This window comes from Vibrio anguillarum (assembly GCF_001989995.2).
Lineage (GTDB): Bacteria > Pseudomonadota > Gammaproteobacteria > Enterobacterales > Vibrionaceae > Vibrio > Vibrio anguillarum.
In genome coordinates, this window is sequence record NZ_JAHGUP010000039.1 from 94,655 (window position 1) to 115,030 (window position 20,376).

The 20,376-nt window shown below is 43.8% G+C and carries 17 protein-coding genes; 2 read left to right on the forward strand and 15 right to left on the reverse strand.

Annotation, left to right across the window (positions count from 1 at the left end; genetic code table 11):
- Positions 1–21: 21 nt before the first annotated feature.
- Positions 22–2,907, reverse strand: a complete 2,886-nt coding sequence (locus PL85_RS10590; RefSeq protein WP_115339676.1) for a DNA translocase FtsK — start codon at positions 2,905–2,907, stop codon at positions 22–24.
- A 187-nt stretch (positions 2,908–3,094) separates the two neighbouring features.
- Positions 3,095–3,589, reverse strand: coding sequence for a leucine-responsive transcriptional regulator Lrp (lrp, locus tag PL85_RS10595; protein WP_010317439.1), 495 nt, complete (start codon positions 3,587–3,589; stop codon positions 3,095–3,097).
- 156 nt (positions 3,590–3,745) lie between these two features.
- Here lrp and ald point away from each other — a divergent pair, with 156 nt between their 5' ends.
- A complete protein-coding gene (gene ald, locus PL85_RS10600; protein WP_017041996.1) occupies positions 3,746–4,870 on the forward strand; it encodes an alanine dehydrogenase in 1,125 nt (374 codons plus the stop codon).
- A gap of 59 nt (positions 4,871–4,929) precedes the next feature.
- Here the strand turns inward: ald and PL85_RS10605 are convergent, their stop codons facing one another.
- Both PL85_RS10605 and cysB read right to left on the reverse strand, forming a co-directional pair.
- Positions 4,930–6,126, reverse strand: coding sequence for a methyltransferase (locus PL85_RS10605; protein ID WP_088721120.1), 1,197 nt, complete (start codon positions 6,124–6,126; stop codon positions 4,930–4,932).
- 78 nt (positions 6,127–6,204) lie between these two features.
- The gene (cysB, locus tag PL85_RS10610; protein ID WP_010317444.1) at positions 6,205–7,179 is read right to left on the reverse strand and encodes an HTH-type transcriptional regulator CysB; all 975 of its coding nucleotides are present in this window, start codon (positions 7,177–7,179) and stop codon (positions 6,205–6,207) included.
- 299 nt (positions 7,180–7,478) lie between these two features.
- On the opposite strand from cysB, the gene PL85_RS10615 reads away from it, so the two are divergent.
- Positions 7,479–8,243: a DNA repair protein gene (locus PL85_RS10615; protein WP_115339675.1), complete on the forward strand. Its 765-nt coding sequence runs from the start codon at positions 7,479–7,481 to the stop codon at positions 8,241–8,243.
- Between the two features lie 80 nt (positions 8,244–8,323).
- Here the strand turns inward: PL85_RS10615 and pyrF are convergent, their stop codons facing one another.
- The 11 genes from pyrF to clpX form a co-directional block, all read right to left on the reverse strand.
- The gene (pyrF, locus tag PL85_RS10620) at positions 8,324–9,019 is read right to left on the reverse strand and encodes an orotidine-5'-phosphate decarboxylase (protein WP_088732182.1); all 696 of its coding nucleotides are present in this window, start codon (positions 9,017–9,019) and stop codon (positions 8,324–8,326) included.
- Positions 9,020–9,106: 87 nt separating this feature from the next.
- Entirely contained in the window at positions 9,107–10,276 is a 1,170-nt protein-coding gene (lapB, locus tag PL85_RS10625; RefSeq protein WP_026028046.1) for a lipopolysaccharide assembly protein LapB, read from the reverse strand.
- A gap of 19 nt (positions 10,277–10,295) precedes the next feature.
- Entirely contained in the window at positions 10,296–10,571 is a 276-nt protein-coding gene (locus PL85_RS10630; protein ID WP_017044598.1) for a LapA family protein, read from the reverse strand.
- A 141-nt stretch (positions 10,572–10,712) separates the two neighbouring features.
- Positions 10,713–10,997, reverse strand: a complete 285-nt coding sequence (gene ihfB, locus PL85_RS10635; protein WP_010317449.1) for an integration host factor subunit beta — start codon at positions 10,995–10,997, stop codon at positions 10,713–10,715.
- A 76-nt stretch (positions 10,998–11,073) separates the two neighbouring features.
- On the reverse strand, positions 11,074–12,744 hold the full coding sequence (gene rpsA, locus PL85_RS10640; protein ID WP_013857179.1) for a 30S ribosomal protein S1: 1,671 nt from the start codon (positions 12,742–12,744) through the stop codon (positions 11,074–11,076).
- 103 nt (positions 12,745–12,847) lie between these two features.
- Entirely contained in the window at positions 12,848–13,528 is a 681-nt protein-coding gene (cmk, locus tag PL85_RS10645) for a (d)CMP kinase (RefSeq protein WP_013857180.1), read from the reverse strand.
- 163 nt (positions 13,529–13,691) lie between these two features.
- Entirely contained in the window at positions 13,692–13,991 is a 300-nt protein-coding gene (locus PL85_RS10650) for a ComEA family DNA-binding protein (protein WP_017047776.1), read from the reverse strand.
- A gap of 136 nt (positions 13,992–14,127) precedes the next feature.
- The gene (gene ppiD / locus PL85_RS10655) at positions 14,128–15,987 is read right to left on the reverse strand and encodes a peptidylprolyl isomerase (RefSeq protein WP_115339674.1); all 1,860 of its coding nucleotides are present in this window, start codon (positions 15,985–15,987) and stop codon (positions 14,128–14,130) included.
- 157 nt (positions 15,988–16,144) lie between these two features.
- The gene (locus tag PL85_RS10660; protein WP_026027116.1) at positions 16,145–16,417 is read right to left on the reverse strand and encodes an HU family DNA-binding protein; all 273 of its coding nucleotides are present in this window, start codon (positions 16,415–16,417) and stop codon (positions 16,145–16,147) included.
- A gap of 195 nt (positions 16,418–16,612) precedes the next feature.
- Positions 16,613–18,964, reverse strand: coding sequence for an endopeptidase La (gene lon, locus PL85_RS10665; RefSeq protein ID WP_088728763.1), 2,352 nt, complete (start codon positions 18,962–18,964; stop codon positions 16,613–16,615).
- A gap of 120 nt (positions 18,965–19,084) precedes the next feature.
- On the reverse strand, positions 19,085–20,365 hold the full coding sequence (gene clpX, locus PL85_RS10670; RefSeq protein ID WP_013857185.1) for an ATP-dependent protease ATP-binding subunit ClpX: 1,281 nt from the start codon (positions 20,363–20,365) through the stop codon (positions 19,085–19,087).
- Positions 20,366–20,376: the final 11 nt, after the last annotated feature.

Below are 20,376 nucleotides of genomic sequence, written 5' to 3' on the forward strand. Positions count from 1 at the left end.
TATTGCCTACAATGACCGTGATTAATCTCGCGGCGGCGCTGGCGATAGTACTTCGCGATTACCATTATGACCGGGAGCGCTCACAATACCTTGTGCTTCCAACTGCTCTACAATTCTTGCAGCACGGTTGTAACCGATTTTAAATCGGCGTTGCACTCCTGAAACTGAACCTCGACGCGTTTCCACTACATGTTCAACCACTTGATCAAATAGCGGATCCACTTCTTCATCACTTTCCATCTTCTCACCGGGTAGCAAGGCTTCTGGTCCTTGGTCACCATAAGTGATCTCTTCTATGTAGTTCGGCTTACCGCGTGCTTTCCAGTTGTTTACCACCGCATGCACATCTTCATCCGAGGCAAACGCACCGTGAACCCGGATCGTGTGGCTAGAACCCGGTGGTAGATAGAGCATATCGCCCATACCGAGCAGTGATTCCGCACCACTTTGGTCCAAAATAGTTCTTGAGTCGGTTTTAGTCGAAACGGTAAACGCAACGCGGGTCGGAATATTCGCTTTGATTAAACCGGTGATCACATCAACCGATGGGCGCTGAGTGGCCAAAATAAGGTGAATACCCGCAGCACGAGCCTTTTGTGCCAAACGCGCGATCAACTCTTCTACTTTTTTACCCACCACCATCATCAGATCAGCAAATTCATCAACAACAACGACAATGTAAGGCAGTTTTTCCAGCAGCGGCGGTTCACTCTCCATACTGTCCCCTTCTCTCCACAAAGGATCGTGGATAGGGTGACCAGCAGCAGCGGCCATTTTTAGCTTATCATTGAAGCCTTTGATGTTACGCACACCAAGCACAGACATTAATTTATAACGACGTTCCATTTCACCCACACACCAACGTAAAGCATTTGATGCGTCTTTCATGTCAGTCACAACTTCAGCTAGCAGGTGAGGAATACCCTCGTAGATCGATAACTCTAACATTTTCGGGTCAATCATAATAAAGCGAACGTCTTCTGGGCTCGCTTTATAAAGCATGCTGAGGATCATCACGTTGACCCCAACCGACTTACCTGAGCCTGTTGTACCAGCCACCAACACGTGCGGCATTTTGGCTAAATCCGCGACCAATGCTTCGCCAGCAATGTCTTGCCCTAAAACGATGGTCGTGGGTGATTTCGCTTCTTGGAATTGACGGCTTTTTATAACATCTGACAAATAGACGGTTTGACGACTCATATTTGGCAGTTCAAGACCAACATAAGGTTTACCGGGGATCACTTCAACCACCCTCACCGCCATTGCCGATAAAGAACGCGCCAAATCCATCGATAGGCTAGAAATACGGCTCACTTTTACGCCTGGAGCTAAATCTAATTCAAAACGAGTGATAACCGGCCCCGGAAAGATATCAACCACTTGCGCTTGGATTTTGTAATCCGCGAGTTTAGATTCAACCAAACGAGCAACCTCCTCTAATGCCTCTCGGTCAATAAAGTGTTCACGCTTTTCTGGGTGATACAGAAGCTCTAACGTCGGTAGTGGCTCCGTCGGTTTAGGCAGGTTAGTTTCTTTTTGCATTAAAAATGGATTTTGCTTGGCCGCCATATTGGCCTGAGCCGAAGACACCATGTTCTGAAAAGCCGTCACATCACTGTCTTGCTGGCCTAACGGTGGCTCGTCATCTTCTGACATCACATCAAGATCAGCAGCCAACGCTTGATCTGATTCATCTTCATCCAGCACATCTAAATTGGAAATAACCGGTTCAACACGCGACACATCAAGATCAACTTCTGTCATCGTAAGCGACGGCTCGCTCACCTCTTCGTCCTCTGCCCATGCATATTGCTGAGCTTCTTGACTGGCATCGAGGTCGGCACTGGCTAATGCTTGATGCTCATTAGCTCTTTCATCTACCCAGTCTGCCGATGAAAGAGCAAGGTCATCCTCTTCCAACGCAACAGTTTCTAACTCTTCAATCGTTGCACTAAGCTGCTTGCTGCGATCAAATGGCGCTTCATCTGAGTGAGTTTCACTGAATTCAGGAGAAGTGTTAGCCTGAGTTTTGGCCGCTGGCATGTGAATATTAAAACGTCTTGGCGAGTGAGTCTGTTCCAGCTCTTCTTCAACCCCTACCGCAGGCGTGTATTGCTCGGCCCCAAACGCATCGAGGGCTGATTTGACATATTCTTCATTTGGCGAACTAGACTCAACAACGGCTAAGTCTGCGGATGATGATTCAAGCGGCGACAACTCCATTGGCGACAAAACGGGCGCAATATCTTCATCTTTCTCACCACGTAATCGATTGATCAACGCAACGCCAAGAGAAATACTCATCGTGCCTAACCATTCCACGATGCTTAGCCAGGAGATACCCGTTAGCAGCGTAAAACCAGCGCCCCATAAAAAGAGCAATACTAGGGTTGAGCCTAGTAAATTAAGCGTTGGCAGCGCCAAACTGGTTAAGACATCCCCAATCACACCACCAGATGAAAAATACCAAATATCGTCAAAGTTGATATCCGCAAGGCCACAACTGGTCAAAATCAAGATGGTTAAGCCGAGTAAACGCGTTCCCCACAGCACAAAATCAAGGGGTTCATTCTCTTCTCTTTTACGCAGAAAAACCCATGCTAGTACGGTAATCATGAGCGGTATTGGGTAGGCCAGCGATCCAAAAATAAAGAACAAGGTATCGGCAATCCATGCGCCAATAATACCGCCTGCATTTTCAATATCGCCTCCCCATGCGGTTTGCGACCATGAAGGATCGGCGGGACTAAATGTTAATAAAGCGATGGAAAGAAGCACAGAGGCAAGCACAGCGACAATAAGCCCGCACTCTTTCAGACGCTGCGATCCATTGAGGCGTGAAGACTGAGGCTCTTCGCTGGTCTTAATAATGGTCTCAACTTTATTTTGGTTCTCTTTGAACATAAACCTAGATTCTGATTAACGCCAACACTCAAGGTTTATTGCGGCTTGATGCGTTGGTTTGGGTGAAAACAGTCCGAGCGGCAAAAGCCGCTCGGTTTGTTGTGTGATTTAACCACATCAAGGTTAAAAACCCAATTGGCGAACGTCAGAATGTGGAAAGAAGTACCACTATTCAGACAATCTGGCGTTATCGAGTTTTGATAACCAACTGGTTACTTTGCTTCACTTCTTCCATCACAACATAAGTGCGCGTGTCATTGACTCCGGGCAAACGCAATAGCGTATCACCCAACAATTTACGATACGCCCCCATGTCAGATACTCGAGTTTTGAGAAGATAGTCAAAATCGCCCGAAACAAGATGGCATTCTTGAATGTCATCCAGTTTTTGAACCGCAGTATTAAACTGTTCAAACACATCAGGTGCACCGCGATTCAATGTAATTTCCACAAATACCAACAGCGAAGCATCAAGATATTGTGGATTCAACAACGCGGTATAACCGGTAATGAAACCTTGACGCTCTAAACGACGTACACGCTCTAAACAGGGGGTTGGAGATAAACCCACTCGTTTTGATAATTCTACATTCGAAATACGACCATCTTTCTGCAATTCATTCAAAATATTGCGATCGATACGGTCTAAATCCTTGGACGGCCTTTTATAGTTGTCTGCCATTTTTTATTCCACCTTATTACTTCCTTGCAAAAATATATACTACAACTTTTTAATATTCAGTATCAAATTTTACACATTCACATCTATACTAGTCACAAATTCGAAACAACAACCCTACATATAGTTATAACAACCAAAAAAACCTAAGGAGTCAGGATGATCATTGGAGTTCCTAAAGAAATCAAAAACCACGAATATCGTGTGGGCATGATTCCCGCAAGCGTGCGCGAACTTGTCTCACACGGTCACCAAGTTTATGTTGAAACAAATGCCGGTTCCGGCATCGGCTTTTCAGACGATGATTACATCGCTGTAGGCGCATCCATTCTTCCTACTGCTTCTAACATTTTTGCGAAAGCAGAAATGATTGTTAAGGTCAAAGAACCTCAGGCTGCTGAACGAGCAATGCTCCGCGAAGGCCAAATTTTATTTACCTATTTACATCTAGCTCCAGATTTTCCACAAACTGAGGAGCTAATCAAGAGCAAAGCTGTCTGTATAGCCTACGAGACTGTAACAGATAATATGGGTCGCTTGCCACTATTAGCACCAATGTCTGAAGTCGCTGGTCGAATGTCTATTCAATCAGGTGCGCAGTGTTTAGAAAAATCACACGCGGGCTGTGGTTTGTTACTGGGTGGTGTACCCGGAGTCGCACCAGCAAAAGTGGTGGTGATTGGTGGTGGTGTCGTCGGTGCCAACGCAGCCAGAATTGCCGTCGGAATGCGTGCAGATGTGACGATTCTCGACCGAAGTGTTGATATGCTGCGTAAACTCGATGAAGAGTTCCAAGGTCACGCTAAAGTCGTGTATTCAACAAAGGATGCGATTGAAAAATACGTCCTCGAAGCCGATTTAGTAATAGGCGCAGTACTGATCCCCGGAGCAGCAGCTCCTAAACTCGTTACTAAAGATCTGATTTCTAGAATGAAACCTGGCTCTGCGGTCGTTGATGTGGCAATTGACCAAGGCGGCTGCTTTGAAACCTCACATGCTACCACTCATGATGACCCGACCTATATCGTTGATGACGTCGTTCATTACTGCGTCGCAAACATGCCAGGCGCTGTGGCTCGCACATCAACTTTCGCCTTGAATAACGCTACGTTGCCTTACATTGTTAAACTGGCCAATAAAGGTTATCAACGTGCATTATTAGAGGATAAAGGATTCCTAGAAGGTTTAAACGTGATACACGGTAAAGTCACCTGTAAAGAGGTCGCCGAGAGTTTCAACCTTGAATATCTTGACCCATCTGAAGCTATCGCTCTGTTTAACTAACGATAACAATTTGCGGTAAAGCTCTCAATTCTTAGCCAAGTGCGTCATGCGCTTGGCTTTCATTTTTTAAAAGCGTGAACCAATATATTGCGTGGCGTTACTTTCCTAGCGCAAAACTGCTCAATCTGCACCTCATAGCCTTGCTCTTGAAGATAAAGTGCCTTATCCAATACCAACCAAAGCTCAATCATGCGGCGAAATGCCTGTTGTACTAAGCCTATCCTTTCCATCTGCCAAAAACGCTGCTCGCCTTTACGTTCATAAGCAGGCCAATCCACTTCTGGTAATGCGATGCCTTTTTGTGCCGCCGCCCAATAACAAAAAGCTAAAAATCCTTCGGCTAGTTGTGATTTTTTGAGGCTCGGAATTGGGCAATATTGATGATGCCCAAGCTCAGATCTTAGCAACAAATCAAAACCCAAACGAAACGTCATTTCTTGCAAACGATGACGGCGAACCCGCTCTCCCCCCGTAACGGTTTCTTGCAGCGGAATACGCAGCTCTTCTTTGGACAAGGCAAGAGAAGAAGTACGACCATAGCTGGACATGGGTTGGTAGCTATCGGCTTTGATTAAATGGTAGCAACATGGTGAAAACGTAATCGCAGGCAAGCGATGAGCAACGGAATATTCGAGTAGGCGAACATGGAGATCACCACAGGCATGTAAAGCGACGGCATGCTGATTGGTATTGAAAACGCCAAACGCTTGCGGCTCAAAAGCGTCCCCTTGAATAAATTGCATCGGAAGATCATGTTCATCGGCGCATGCTTGTCCTGCATGGCAGAGCTGCGACTGATATTCAAAACTAGTGACTTTTTGTTTTGACTGCGCTGCGATAATTCGACCTAAAAAGCCTTTACCCGCGCACCACTCTAGCCATTCCGTTCCTGAATGCCTAGAGAGGAGTGATTCGCTCATTAAACGAATTTGTTCTAGCTTTCTGCCAGGGATCCCCTGCTCTAAGTAAGGGCTGAGTGCTTGCTGAGTATTACGAGGGGCATCTTGAAGCCTAATCATGATATCCGCTTCTTTTAACCCCTCGATATACGGATGAAGTTGCTCAATGAGCGCTTGCGGCGATGACTTTAAGCTATCGATACTGTCCAAAGATAGCGTTTGCAACCACTGATCCAGCCTATGATCTGAATGTTTCCAAGGTGAACTGTCTAAGCCACTATGATGAAAGGGCTCAAATCGCCAAAAACGTTGGTTTTCAATTAAAAAAGCATCGATATGTTTGAAAAGCGCGCGCATACATCCCCCTAGAAAGGCCAATTCTAGGAGGTGATGGTTTAATTAGAAAGTGTTTCGTTTTAAATGATCGAAATTTGCTTAACGAACTGGCAATTCAATGTCTTTAAACATCTCTTCTATTTCGATATTCGATTTTAACGAGGTAGCCCGTTCGACGACAGGGCGAGTAAGATGAGGCGCGAAACGTTCCATAAAGTCAAACATATAAGAGCGCAGGAATGTACCTCGGCGAAACCCAATGCTAGTCGTGCTCGCACCAAAAAGATGGCTGGCATCAATCGCGATAAGATCGGTGTCGCGTGATTTATCTATCGCCATACTTGCGATAACACCCACCCCAATTCCCATTCGGACATAAGTTTTTATCACATCCGCATCGGTGGCGGTGAAGACAACTCGCGGCGTTAACCCTACGCGATTAAATGCAGTGTCTAACTCTGAACGACCAGTAAAACCAAACACGTAAGTGACCAATGGATACGCGGCTAAATCCTCAATCGTTACCCGTTCTTTTTTTGCAAGAGCATGATCTTTTGGCACAACAATAGAACGGTTCCAATGATAACAAGGTAGCATGATGGCATCTTGGTACAGATGAAGCGCTTCTGTTGCTATCGCAAAATTAGCGGTACCTTTTGCAACCGCTTCCGACATCTGACTTGGAGTGCCTTGGTGCATGTGTAACGACACTTTCGGATAACGTGCAGTGAATCCTTTGATTACATCAGGTAACGCGTAGCGAGCTTGTGTATGAGTCGTTGAAATATTCAGCGTACCCATCTCAGGGTGCGTATGCTCCCCTGCCACGGCCTTAATGCTTTCCACACGTGAAAGGATCTCTTGTGAGATACGAATAATATCTTCACCTGCACCCGTGACTTGTGTCAGGTGCTTACCGCTACGCTCAAAAATTTGAATACCCAATTCATCTTCGAGTAAACGAACCTGTTTACTAATGCCTGGCTGAGAGGTATAAAGGCTTTCCGCAGTTGCTGAGACATTCAGGTTGTGATTAACCACTTCAACAATATATTTTAACTGCTGTAACTTCATTATTGGCCCCGTAATCCATTATCAAAGATCCAGATCTTTCAATCATAGTTTATAATTATTAGTTATAACGCTTAACACTCTCAATTCAAAGCTTGATGATTCAAGAGCGAAGAAAAAAGTAAGTATTTTGCGTAGCTGACTAAATTTTTGCCAACTATCGCCCAATCTAAGCAATAAAAGGCAGTTTTTAGGGGTTAAAACAGGAATAATAAAAATAGTCAATTTGAAGGTGTAGTGATAACTAAGGATCGTGTATTCTTAATTGCTAGCCACTGAATTCTAATAAAGATACGGATTATATGAATATAGGTTTAATCATTGCTCTTGTAGCAGTTTTGCTGGTGTTAGTCCTTGGCTATAACATCATGCTTCAATACAAAGTAAAGGTCGAGTCAGCTAAAAAGCAGGAGTCGACTCGATATATCGCCATTATTGATGCGACAGAAGACCTTATCGGCAACGCACACCACATGCCGTTTAGTAAAGAACTCTTAGTGTGTTTAAATACCCGTATCCTTGATGCCCTACTTAGTATGTATGAGCTTGACCCGAAAAATAAGCAGTTAGCACAACGCATTGAGCATATGAAAGGGCAAATTAAGCATTTACAAGAAAACCACCCAAGTGGTGACAGTACAACGTTTAAAGTACCCACCAGCGATAAACAAGCTTTGATTATGCTTAAACTAGTGAAACGTTTAAGAGACACGATTCGTAGTGAGCACAATAAAGGACGTTTTGAAACACAATCTTACGTCGCTGAAAATGCGCGTCTAGAAACAATACAAATTCGAATCAACATTGAAAATGTTGTTAAGCGGGCAAATGATTCGATCGTTCGTGGGCAACCCGGAACTGCGATTCAGCTATTGCGTAAAGGGATCGATGTTCTGAGCTCAAAAAATGATGCTTATTCCAATCAAGCTCGTGAAAAACTTCAGTCAATGTATGATGACTTAGAAAAACGACGCCAAACAAAAAGTGCAACGGATCTTCAACAAATTGAAGATAACGAGAGAAATAGTGATATGGAAGCACTGTTTGGTGAAAAGAAAAAATGGTAGCCCATTATTTTTGATTAGGAAGTATTTTTAAGGTCGCATAAGCGACCTTTTTCATACAACAACGTAAAGAAAACATTAATTTAAATTAACGTATCATTTATCGCTTTTAGGACTTCATCCGGTCTTGTTGCCTGAGTAATTGGGCGACCGATGACTAGATAATCTGAACCAGCTTTTATGGCCTCACTCGGAGTCATAATACGTCTTTGGTCTCCTGTTTCAGAACCAATAGGACGAATCCCTGGCGTAACTAATTTAAACTCTTGACCAAGATGGCTCTTAAGCATGTGCGCTTCTTGAGCTGAGCATACCACTCCATCTAACCCTGCATTTTGAGTTAGGCTAGCCAGACGCATTACATGCTCTTTAGGCGCAACATCGATGCCAATACCACGAAGATCAGATTGTTCCATACTGGTTAGTACTGTGACAGCAATAAGTAGTGGTCTATCGTTACCATAAGGTTCAAGAATCTGGCGAGACGCCGACATCATTCTCTCCCCACCACTGGCATGAACATTCACCATCCATACGCCAAGCTCAGCCGCCGCACGTACGGCTTTAGAGCACGTGTTGGGAATATCATGAAACTTTAGGTCTAAGAATACCGAAAAACCTCTTTTGTGTAGCTCACGCACAAAATCGGGACCAAACAGGGTAAACATCTCCTTACCCACTTTTAATCGACAGCTGCTGGGGTCAATTTTATCAACAAAAGCTAACGCTTCCGCTTGTTGCTCATAATCCAACGCCACAATTACTCTCTGGTCTTTCATTTTCACTCCTAAAATAATTAAGCTAAAAAAATGCAGCTTTCATAAGCTGCAGTTTTCGAGTCGATCAGTAACTCCAGTACATGAACTCTATTCACCATCCAAACCACGGATAGGTTTAATTGAACCCCAATTCTTACATGATGGGCAGTGCCAGTAGAGAGAATGAGTTGAGAAACCACACTTTCTGCATCGGTAGTGAGGTTTTACTTTTAGTTGCTCACCTACCAATTTTTGCAAGGTCGACAAGCTCTCTTTCGCTCGACCTTCCTCCGCTTCGATGAGATGGTAGTCAATTAAACGGTAGAAGCCCTTCATGGTCGGATTTTTAACCAATTGCCGTGTCAAAAGTTCCTGTGCTGCTCCAGCACCATCATGTTGTGCCACCAACTGTGCGAGCATCAGTTCAGCTGACACTCCAGCTTCATTGATAATGCACTCGCGTAAAAACTCAACAAGTTCACCCTCTTTCCCAATATGGTGATAGCACTCAGCAAGCGTAGGCAATACCTCGCCGATAAAATCAATGTCCTGCTCCAAGACCATTTGCATATACTGGATTGTATGACGGTAGTCATCATTTTCAAGATACAGCTTACCTAAAGAGATCGTTGCGCGTACACATTTCGGATCTTCAGACAGCGCTTTTTTAAGATATTGAATCGCTTTGCTATCGCGTCCTTCAGCCTTCTCTTGCATTGCAAGTTCACACCAAAAATGGGCTATAACACTGTGCATCCTTTTTCTGCCTAATTTTACCAACGCATAAGCGTAATCGATAGCTTTATGCCACTCTCGAGTCTGTTGGTAAATAGAAACCAATTGTTGCAACGCCGCTTCTTTGTGTTCGGGCTCTTCAATCAGTTGTTCAAATATTTTTTCAGCGCGGTCGAGAAAACCTGCCACCATATAATCTTTTGCCAATTGTTGTAAGGCGAGATTTTTTTGGTCAATAGTAAGACTTGAACGAGATATGAGATTTTGATGGATGCGGATAGCACGATCAACCTCTCCTCTTGAACGGAATAAGTTGCCCAGCGCTAAGTGGGTGTCAATCGTTTCATTGTCTACTTGGAGTAGCTCGATAAAATGGTCAACGGCCTTATCTGATTGATCAGAAAGCAGTAAGTTAAGACCCGTCACATACTGACGAGAAATTTGGTGAGAGTGTTTCTGCTTATCTTGCTGAGCACTGCGATTTCCCATATACCAGCCGTAGGCGGCGGCAATCGGTAATAGCAAGAAGAGAATTTCTAACATCAAGTCAGCCTTTATTTCACTACGCTTTACTTGTTACAGAGCTGTTCTCTGCTGTTTGCTTTTTCAGTTGCTTATTCAACTTTCTAACTTGCAACTGAGACTTGAAGTAGAAGCTACTGCCAAGTAAACAAGCAAGTAAAAAACCAGAGACAAAGACAGTGCCAAGTAAAGTAGACAGGTGAAATTCGCCTTGAGCGATCAAATAGTTAAACGTCACAACTGCTTGATTTTGAGCCCCTAATGCTAAAGCAATCAAAAAAAGTGCAAGAATTAGAACGATTTTTATAATTTTCATATGCCACTACCTATCCAGTATTGATCTGGTCTGATTATGCAGGAAAATGGCCTTACAAACCATGTCTATTATGGATTCCTTTCTTAAAAAAACGGCATACTTAAACTGTATGCCGTTTTTTAGAATACTCTCTAAATCGCTTTAGATATTCTCATTAACTCGCTCACGTAACTCTTTACCTGGCTTGAAATGAGGGACGAATTTGCCATCCAACACCACTTTATCACCGGTTTTAGGATTACGACCTACTCTAGGCTCACGATAGTGCAAAGAGAAACTACCAAATCCGCGAATTTCGATTCGCTCTCCGCTTTCTAAAGTTGATGCCATATGTTCAAGAATATCTTTCACAGCGTCTTCAATTTCTTTAGCAGATAGGTGCGTTTTCTCAGCACAGAGTCTTTCTATCAATTCAGACTTAGTCATAGTTTCCCTCATTACTTATCAAAGTAGGCACTAACTGAAAAAAAAGGAGCCTTACGGCCCCTTTTAGCGAGTTAGATTATTCGCCTTTAGCAGCCTTGAATGCATCAGCCATAGCATTACCAAACGCACCTTCATCAGCTTTGTTCAGAGTAGCCATTGCTTCTTGCTCATCAGCTTCATCTTTAGCTTTGATAGATAGGTTGATTACGCGGTTTTTACGGTCTACACCAGTAAATTTCGCTTCAACGCTGTCACCAACGCTTAGGACTAGAGACGCATCTTCAATACGGTCACGAGATGCTTCAGAAGCACGGATGTAACCTTCAACGCCGTCTACAAGTTCAATTGTAGCACCTTTCGCGTCAACTGCAGTAACAGTACCGTTAACTAGAGTACCTTTTTTGTTATCAGCAACATATGCGTTGAACGGGTCGTTTTCCATTTGCTTAACGCCAAGAGAAATACGCTCACGCTCTGCATCTACTGCTAGAACAACTGCAGAGATTTCATCGCCTTTCTTGTAATCACGTACCGCTTCTTCTCCAGGAACGTTCCAAGAGATGTCAGATAGGTGAACTAGACCGTCGATGCCGCCGTCTAGACCGATGAAGATACCGAAGTCAGTGATAGACTTGATCTTACCAGTAACTTTGTCGCCTTTAGCTTGCGCTTCAGCGAATGACTGCCATGGGTTAGCTTTACACTGTTTAAGACCTAGAGAGATACGACGACGCTCTTCGTCGATATCAAGAACCATAACCTCAACTTCGTCGCCAACATTAACAACTTTAGATGGGTGGATGTTCTTGTTAGTCCAATCCATTTCAGAAACGTGTACTAGACCTTCAACGCCTTCTTCGATTTCAACGAAGCAGCCGTAGTCAGTTAGATTTGTTACACGGCCAGATAGTTTATGACCTTCTGGGTAACGCTTAGCGATAGCTACCCATGGATCTTCGCCAAGTTGCTTAAGACCTAGTGATACGCGAGTACGATCACGATCAAACTTAAGAACTTTAACTAGGATTTCGTCACCAACGTTAACGATTTCTGATGGGTGTTTAACGCGTTTCCAAGCCATATCTGTGATATGTAGAAGACCATCAACACCACCAAGGTCAACGAATGCGCCGTAGTCAGTAAGGTTCTTAACGATACCTTTAACTTCAGTGCCTTCTTGTAGAGTTTCAAGAAGTTCGTCACGTTCAACGCTGCTTTCTGATTCGATAACAGCACGACGAGAAACAACAACGTTGTTACGTTTCTGGTCTAGTTTGATAACTTTGAACTCTAGCTCTTTGTTTTCTAGGTGAGTAGTGTCACGGATAGGACGCACGTCAACAAGAGAGCCTGGAAGGAAAGCACGGATACCGTTTAGTTCAACAGTGAAGCCACCTTTAACTTTACCATTGATAATACCAATAACAGTTTCAGCTTCTTCGTAAGCTTTCTCAAGAACGATCCAAGCTTCATGACGCTTAGCTTTCTCACGAGAAAGTTGAGTTTCACCGAAACCATCTTCAACAGCGTCTAGAGCAACGTCTACTTCAGAACCAACTTCAACTTCAAGTTCGCCAGCAGCGTTCTTGAACTGTTCAGCAGGGATAGCAGACTCAGACTTAAGACCAGCGTCAACAAGAACGAAACCATTCTCGATAGCGACTACAGTACCTTTAACGATTGTACCTTGTTGAAATTGTGTTTCGTTTAAAAACTCTTCAAAGAGTTGAGCAAAAGATTCAGTCATTTATTTAATCTTCAATAATTAAACTTCCATGGGTATCCTACCGCATGGGGTTATTAAATTCGCCAGTCATCATCCTTGCGACCGACGCTCTTACCTAGCAGAACTACTCTGCCAGCTTAGATTCTACATATTGTAATGCTTCTTCTACAACTTCGTCGATAGACATTGAGGTTGAGTCAAGCAATAGCGCATCCTCTGCAGGGCGTAATGGGGCCACTGGGCGGTTACGATCTCGGTCGTCACGCTCTTGGATCTCGCTTAAAAGGGCGTCAAATTTAACATCTAGCCCTTTGAGTTGCAACTGCTTAAAGCGACGTTGGGCTCGCTCTTGCGCGCTGGCATCGAGGAATATTTTCACTTCTGCTTGAGGAAACACAACTGTGCCCATATCACGTCCATCAGCAACCAGTCCCTGCCCTTTCGCAAAGGCTCGTTGGCGACGTAATAATGCCTCACGAACTCTAGGCAATGCCGCTACTTTTGATGCCGCCATTCCTGTCTCTTCTTTGCGCAATTCTTTCGATACGTCCTCACCTTCAAGAATCACTCTAACCAAGTCGCCTTCTGCGATAAATTGGACATCTAAATGTGTCGCCAGAGGAACAAGCGCTTCTTCCGACTCCGTATCCACACCGTGGTGAATCGCCGCCAATGCAAGAACGCGGTAAATAGCTCCAGAATCGAGCAAATGAAAGCCTAATTTCTTAGCCAACAACATACAAAGAGTGCCTTTACCTGCACCACTTGGTCCATCTACGGTAATTACCGGAGTGTGAGAGGACATGATTTACTCCACTTAGTTTTTATGCGGCTTGCTTGCTCGCTTTTGTCGGCGACAAATTATAGTGCTTATCCGTTACAGGCGCTAGGAAGGAATGGTGATATGACTGAAATTTCACAGTGATACAAGCGTCGCTTTTAGGGGGCGACGCTTTTGATAGAGACTTTTATAAAATGATACGCTCAGCGTTTTGCCTGACAGTAACGGCACCAATGCCTTTCACCAAGCTCAGATCTTCTTTGGTTTTAAAATCGCCATTTTGTTGACGATATTCAACAATCGCTTGTGCTTTTTTAAGTCCAATACCTTTCAACAAAGTAGCAATTTCCTCAGCGGAAGCCTGATTTATATTAACCGTAATTTCAATGCCTTGGTGCGTTTCTACCACCTTTTCTTCTGCTAATGTCGGTGAAAGAGGCAATACGATACTTAGAAGTAACAATCCGAGTTTTGTTTTCAATTTCATATGAACATTTCCTTGTTTATTAATGGGTACCAATATTAATTGAGCTTGGAAATGAGAGGGAATCAAAAAGGTAGAAATTGAAATGGGCTGCATAAGCAGCCCATTTTGAGTTTCATATCAATTACATTACTAGCCTTTATTGGCTCACAACATAATATTCAATGTCTGTATTTTTACGCAAAGTTGTAAGTATCGCAGCCAAATCACGTTGGCTACCGATGCGCTCTAACTGAGCCGTAATTTGATCGTTGTACTGAGGTGTGACTTTAGCCTCAACCTTATGTAGTTCAACAAGAACAATATCACCGTTCATTGCTTTCGCTTGACCGTAAACCACACTATCTGTAGCGGGTTTAGGGAGAGAAAACACCGTACTCGCCAATGGAGAGCTACGATCAATCATTTCCAACTCAGCAAATTTTAACCCACGCTGTTCCAATAAGGATTGGTCACCTTGCTTTAGCGTATCAATCAATTTTGTGGCTAACTCAATCGCTTGTTGTTCGCCTTTGACTTTAGAAAGCTGAGTAACCACTTGCTCTTTCACTTCAGCCAAAGGAAGAACTATTTGTTCCCGAGCATCATCAACACGAACAACGATAACGTGTTCTGGGGCAACTTCTAATACCTCAGAATTGAGCCTATCTTCTTTTACCTCTGGGCTTAGAATAGCTTGAAGAACAGCTGGATTTTTAAGAATTTCAGGCGCATCTTGCTGAGAAATAAAATCGGTTTTCTGAATCTTAGCTGAGATAGCGTTTGCTGCTTCATCCAGAGAGTCAGGTGATTCAAATGCCACTTTTTCTAGCTTAGTCTGCAACTCATAAAACTGATCTGCGGCCTTTTGGTCTACCATTTCAGCTTTGATTTCAGAGGCAACCTGTGCGTAGGGCTGTGCGATAGGGGCTTTAACATCATCAAGACGGATAATGTGATAGCCAAATTCAGATTTGACCAACCCTGTGATATCCCCTATCTGTTCGATAGCAAAGGCTGCTTGTTCAAAAGCTGGGTCCATCACATCATGTTCAATCCAACCTAGCGAACCACCCTCTTCTGCGCTTCCTACGTCTTCTGATTTTTCTTTCGCTAAAGTCGCGAAATCAGCGCCAGCATTCAGTTCATCGAGAATCGCCTGCGCTTTAGTTTTATCATCACCTTGAACCAAAATATGGCTTACTTTACGCTGTGCTTGAGTGGAGTATTTGTCTAAATGCTCTTGGTAGTACTGCTCGGCCTGTTCATCAGACACTACAATTTGGTCTTTCAATTGTTGGGCAGAAAGCTCGATATAAGCCACTTTAACCTGCTCTGGACGGGTATAGCGCTCTGCATTTTGTTGATAATATTGAGTAATTTCTTCATCACTCAACTCAACATTTTTAGCAAAGTCGTTGAGTGACAATGTGAGCGCACGGATATCACGGGTTTGAGAGATCAGTTCACTTTGCTGATTAACCTCACCCTGCAACGTAAATTCACTACCTTGGATAGCACTAAGTAACTGGTTACGGATAAGATCACGACGTAGATATTCTGCAAAGCTTTCAGCAGAGAAACCTGCACGGCGAAGAGCCGCTTGATAGATTTCTTGGTCAAACTTACCGCCTGTCTGGAATTGAGGCATGTCTAAAATCATTTTACGAACCTGATCATCGCTCACTCGTAAACCTAGTGATTGTGCATGCTGCTCCAACAATAAATCGTTAACCATACGATCAAGCACTGACTTACGAAATGACTCGACATACTGAGGATCAGCGAGCAAGTTAGCAAAATAATCCCCTAATTGGGATTGCATGCGATTGCGCTCGTTCTGGTACGCTTGTTCAAATTCACCACGGCCAATCTCACTATTGCCAACTTTAGCCGCAGCATTACTGCCACCGCTTACCAAGTAGCTACCGACACCTGCGAATACGAATGATAAGATAATCATTCCTAGAATAATTTTCACCGCGATGCTGTTCACGCCTTCGCGTAATCGATCCATCATAATCTAACTGCTCTCCGGATAAGAAGCTTCACACTTCAGCCTAAAAATTGAATAGCGCGATAATATCAGAAAAAGAAATGCGCATCAGTAGGATGCGCATAATTTCAAAAGGTTCGAATTAATTTTGCGCTTAAGCCGCAAAAAATAACGATTTTGATTAGTTGCAAGCGTCTTTAAGCGCTTTGCCTGCTTTGAAAGCAGGTACTTTTGCTTCTGCGATTTGGATCTCTTCACCCGTTTTAGGGTTACGACCCGTGCGCGCTGCACGAGTGCGAACGCTAAATGTACCAAAGCCAACAAGCGCTACTTGATCGCCAGATTGAAGAGTGCCACTAACGGCTTCGATGAATGCATCAAGAGCACGGCCTGCCGATGCTTTAGAGATGTCAGCGTTTTCTGCGATTTTTTCTACTAATTGTGTTTTATTCACTGTGATTCCCCTTTGCGTCACCCATTATTATTTTTTAACGGTGACTTTTCGTTCCATTAAGTTCCCAAACTAGCTTGAAGCCTTATTACATCTGGGCTGCAAGCTATAGGGGCTTACGTTAGCGCCCAAAAAAAACGCTGACAAGCCTTTTTAAGCCTATCAGCGTGATCTTTTACTTATTTTTGCTGCACATCACTATTTTTTAGCTTCAAATTCAACCCCAGAAGGGTCTCGTTCAAGTGCGATCTTCAAAACTTCATCAATCCATTGAACGGGAATGACTTTTAGATCAGCAATCACATTTGCAGGGATCTCTTCCAAATCACGCTCATTCTCTTTTGGGATCAATACGGTGGTGATACCACCACGATGTGCTGCGAGCAGTTTTTCTTTCAAACCACCGATAGGTAATACTTCACCACGCAACGTTATCTCACCCGTCATCGCGACTTCCGCTTTCACAGGATTACCCGTCAAGCTAGAGACAAGCGCCGTACACATAGCAATACCCGCGCTTGGGCCATCTTTTGGTGTTGCGCCTTCTGGCACGTGAACGTGAATGTCGCGTTTTTCATAGAAATCAGCGTTAATCCCTAATTTCTCGGCGCGTGCGCGAACCACCGTCATCGCAGCTTGAATGGATTCTTGCATCACCTCGCCCAGAGAACCAGTTTGCGTCAACTTGCCTTTGCCAGGCATTGATTCGGTTTCAATAGTCAGCAAATCACCGCCTACTTCTGTCCATGCTAAACCCGTAACTTGGCCAATTTGGTTACTGTCGTCGGCTTTGCCAAAATCGCAACGTTGCACACCTAGAAACTCTTTTAAATTCTCTTGGTTGGCTACCACGGTTTTTACATCTTTATTCAACAAGATTTTCTTAACCGCTTTACGGCAAATTTTTGAAATCTCTCGCTCTAAGCTTCGTACGCCCGCCTCACGCGTGTAATAACGGATAATACCTATGATGGCTGAATCTTCGATAACAATTTCATGAGGCTTCAAACCGTTCCGCTCAACTTGCTTAGTCACTAGATGGCGTTTCGCAATATTCAGCTTTTCGTCTTCTGTGTATCCAGAAAGGCGGATAACTTCCATACGGTCAAGCAGCGGGCCTGGGATGTTCATTGAGTTTGATGTCGCAACAAACATGACATCAGACAAATCATAATCCACCTCTAAATAGTGATCGTTAAAGGTGCTATTTTGTTCAGGATCAAGAACTTCCAACAATGCGGAAGATGGGTCACCACGCATATCTGAAGACATTTTGTCGATTTCATCAAGCAGGAAAAGTGGGTTTTTCACGCCAACCTTTGCCATTTTTTGAATCAATTTACCCGGCAGAGAACCAATGTAAGTACGGCGGTGACCACGAATTTCTGCTTCATCACGCACTCCACCTAACGCCATACGGGTATATTGTCGACCTGTTGCCGCCGCTATCGAGCGGCCAAGAGACGTTTTACCAACGCCCGGGGGACCAACAAGACACAAAATTGGCCCTTTCAGCTTGTTGATACGACTTTGTACCGCGAGATATTCTAAAATACGCTCTTTGACACGATCTAAACCGTAGTGATCGGCATTTAAAATCTCTTCAGCTTTTGCCAAATCTTTCTTAACTTTTGAACGTTTTGCCCAAGGAACATTGACCATCCAATCAATATAGCTACGCACAACGGTTGCTTCTGCAGACATTGGAGACATCATCTTTAATTTCTGTAGCTCTTGTTCCGTTTTTTGGCGCGCTTCCTGCGGCATTTTGGAATCGTCAATCTTCTTCTTCAGCATTTCAAATTCATCAGGTGCGTCATCCATCTCACCTAATTCTTTCTGAATCGCTTTCATCTGCTCGTTGAGGTAATACTCACGCTGAGATTTTTCCATCTGCTTTTTAACGCGACCACGAATGCGTTTTTCAACCTGTAATAGATCGATCTCCGCTTCCATTTGTCCCATTAAAAATTCCAAACGTTCACTGACATCAACAATTTCGAGAACTTTTTGTTTTTCAATCAATTTCAATGGCATGTGAGCGGCGATGGTATCAGCCAAACGCGCTGCTTCATCAATCCCATTTAACGACGTTAATACTTCAGGCGGGATTTTCTTGTTGAGTTTGATAAAACCATCAAATTGGTTGATTGCGCTGCGAACGACGACTTCCTGCTCTTTATCATCCAACTCAGGAGTGACAAGATACTGCGCTTCTGCGGAGAAAAATTCACGCTCGATGAAGCGATCAATTTTCGCTCGCTGTTGGCCTTCAACCAACACTTTCACGGTACCGTCAGGTAATTTCAGAAGTTGTAAAATCGTTGCAACTGTCCCGACTTCAAAAAGATCTTCAATTTTCGGTTCGTCGGTTTCCGCTTGCTTTTGTGCCACAAGTAACACTTGCTTGTTGTTATCCATCGCCGCTTCAAGGCATTGGATGGATTTTTCTCTGCCAACAAACAAAGGAATGACCATGTGAGGATAAACCACCACGTCACGTAGAGGTAGTACGGGGATCTCGATACGCTCGGAACGTTCCAAGTTCATATTATTCTCTCTTCCGCTTCAACTGATTACCGAGTATATGGGGGCTAACTCACTGGATTCAATAACAGAATAAAAAAAAGGAGGTATTTGCTACCTCCTTTAAATATTTCTGATTGAGATTTACTCTGCGCCAGCCGCTTGGCTCTCATTTCCGCTGTAAATTAGTAGCGGTTGTGATTCACCATTAATGACTGATTCATCGATAACCACTTTGCTGACATCGTTTACCGATGGCAGTTCATACATGGTTTCGAGTAGTACACCTTCCAATATTGAGCGTAAACCACGTGCGCCCGTTTTGCGGTTCATTGCTTTTTTTGCAATGGCGCGCAATGCGTCTTCACGAAACTCTAGGTCAACGTTCTCTAACTCAAACAAGGCTGCGTACTGTTTCGTCAGCGCGTTTTTCGGCTCACACAGGATTTGAATCAGTGCTTCTTCATCCAGCTCTGTCAAGGTAGCCGTTACGGGAAGACGACCGATAAATTCAGGGATCAACCCATATTTTACCAAATCTTCAGGCTCTACTTGATTGAACAACTCACCGATAGTTTTGGTTTCATCTTTAGAGCGAACTTCCGCACCAAAGCCAATACCTGAACCTGTCGCAACACGTTGTTCAATCACTTTATCTAGGCCCGCAAATGCACCACCACAGATAAAGAGGATTTTGGATGTGTCTACCTGTAAAAACTCTTGTTGTGGATGCTTACGGCCACCTTGCGGCGGAACCGAAGCGATAGTGCCTTCCACCAATTTCAACAGCGCTTGCTGAACCCCTTCACCTGAGACATCTCGGGTAATTGAAGGATTTTCTGCTTTACGAGAAATCTTATCAATTTCATCGATGTAGACGATACCACGTTCCGCTTTTGCAACGTCATAATCACATTTTTGCAGCAGCTTTTGGATGATGTTTTCAACATCTTCGCCAACATAGCCTGCTTCAGTTAATGTGGTGGCGTCTGCCATTGTGAAAGGTACGTCTAGGAAACGAGCTAATGTTTCTGCAAGCAGTGTTTTACCACTACCTGTTGGGCCAATAAGAAGAATATTACTCTTACCTAACTCAACCCCATCGCTCGTTTTATCACCGTTTCGTAAACGCTTGTAGTGATTATATACGGCCACTGCGAGCACTTTTTTTGCATGTTCCTGGCCAATCACATAGTCATCAAGATGTTCACGGATCTTATGCGGCGTAGGTAACGCCTCAGATTCCTTTTTTGGCAGAACATCCTTAATCTCTTCACGAATGATGTCGTTACATAAATCAACGCATTCATCACAGATGTAAACAGAAGGACCGGCGATCAGCTTGCGAACTTCGTGCTGGCTTTTGCCACAGAAAGAGCAATACAACAGTTTACTACTACCGCTCTCTTTGCTTTTGTCTGTCATTCGCTAACCTC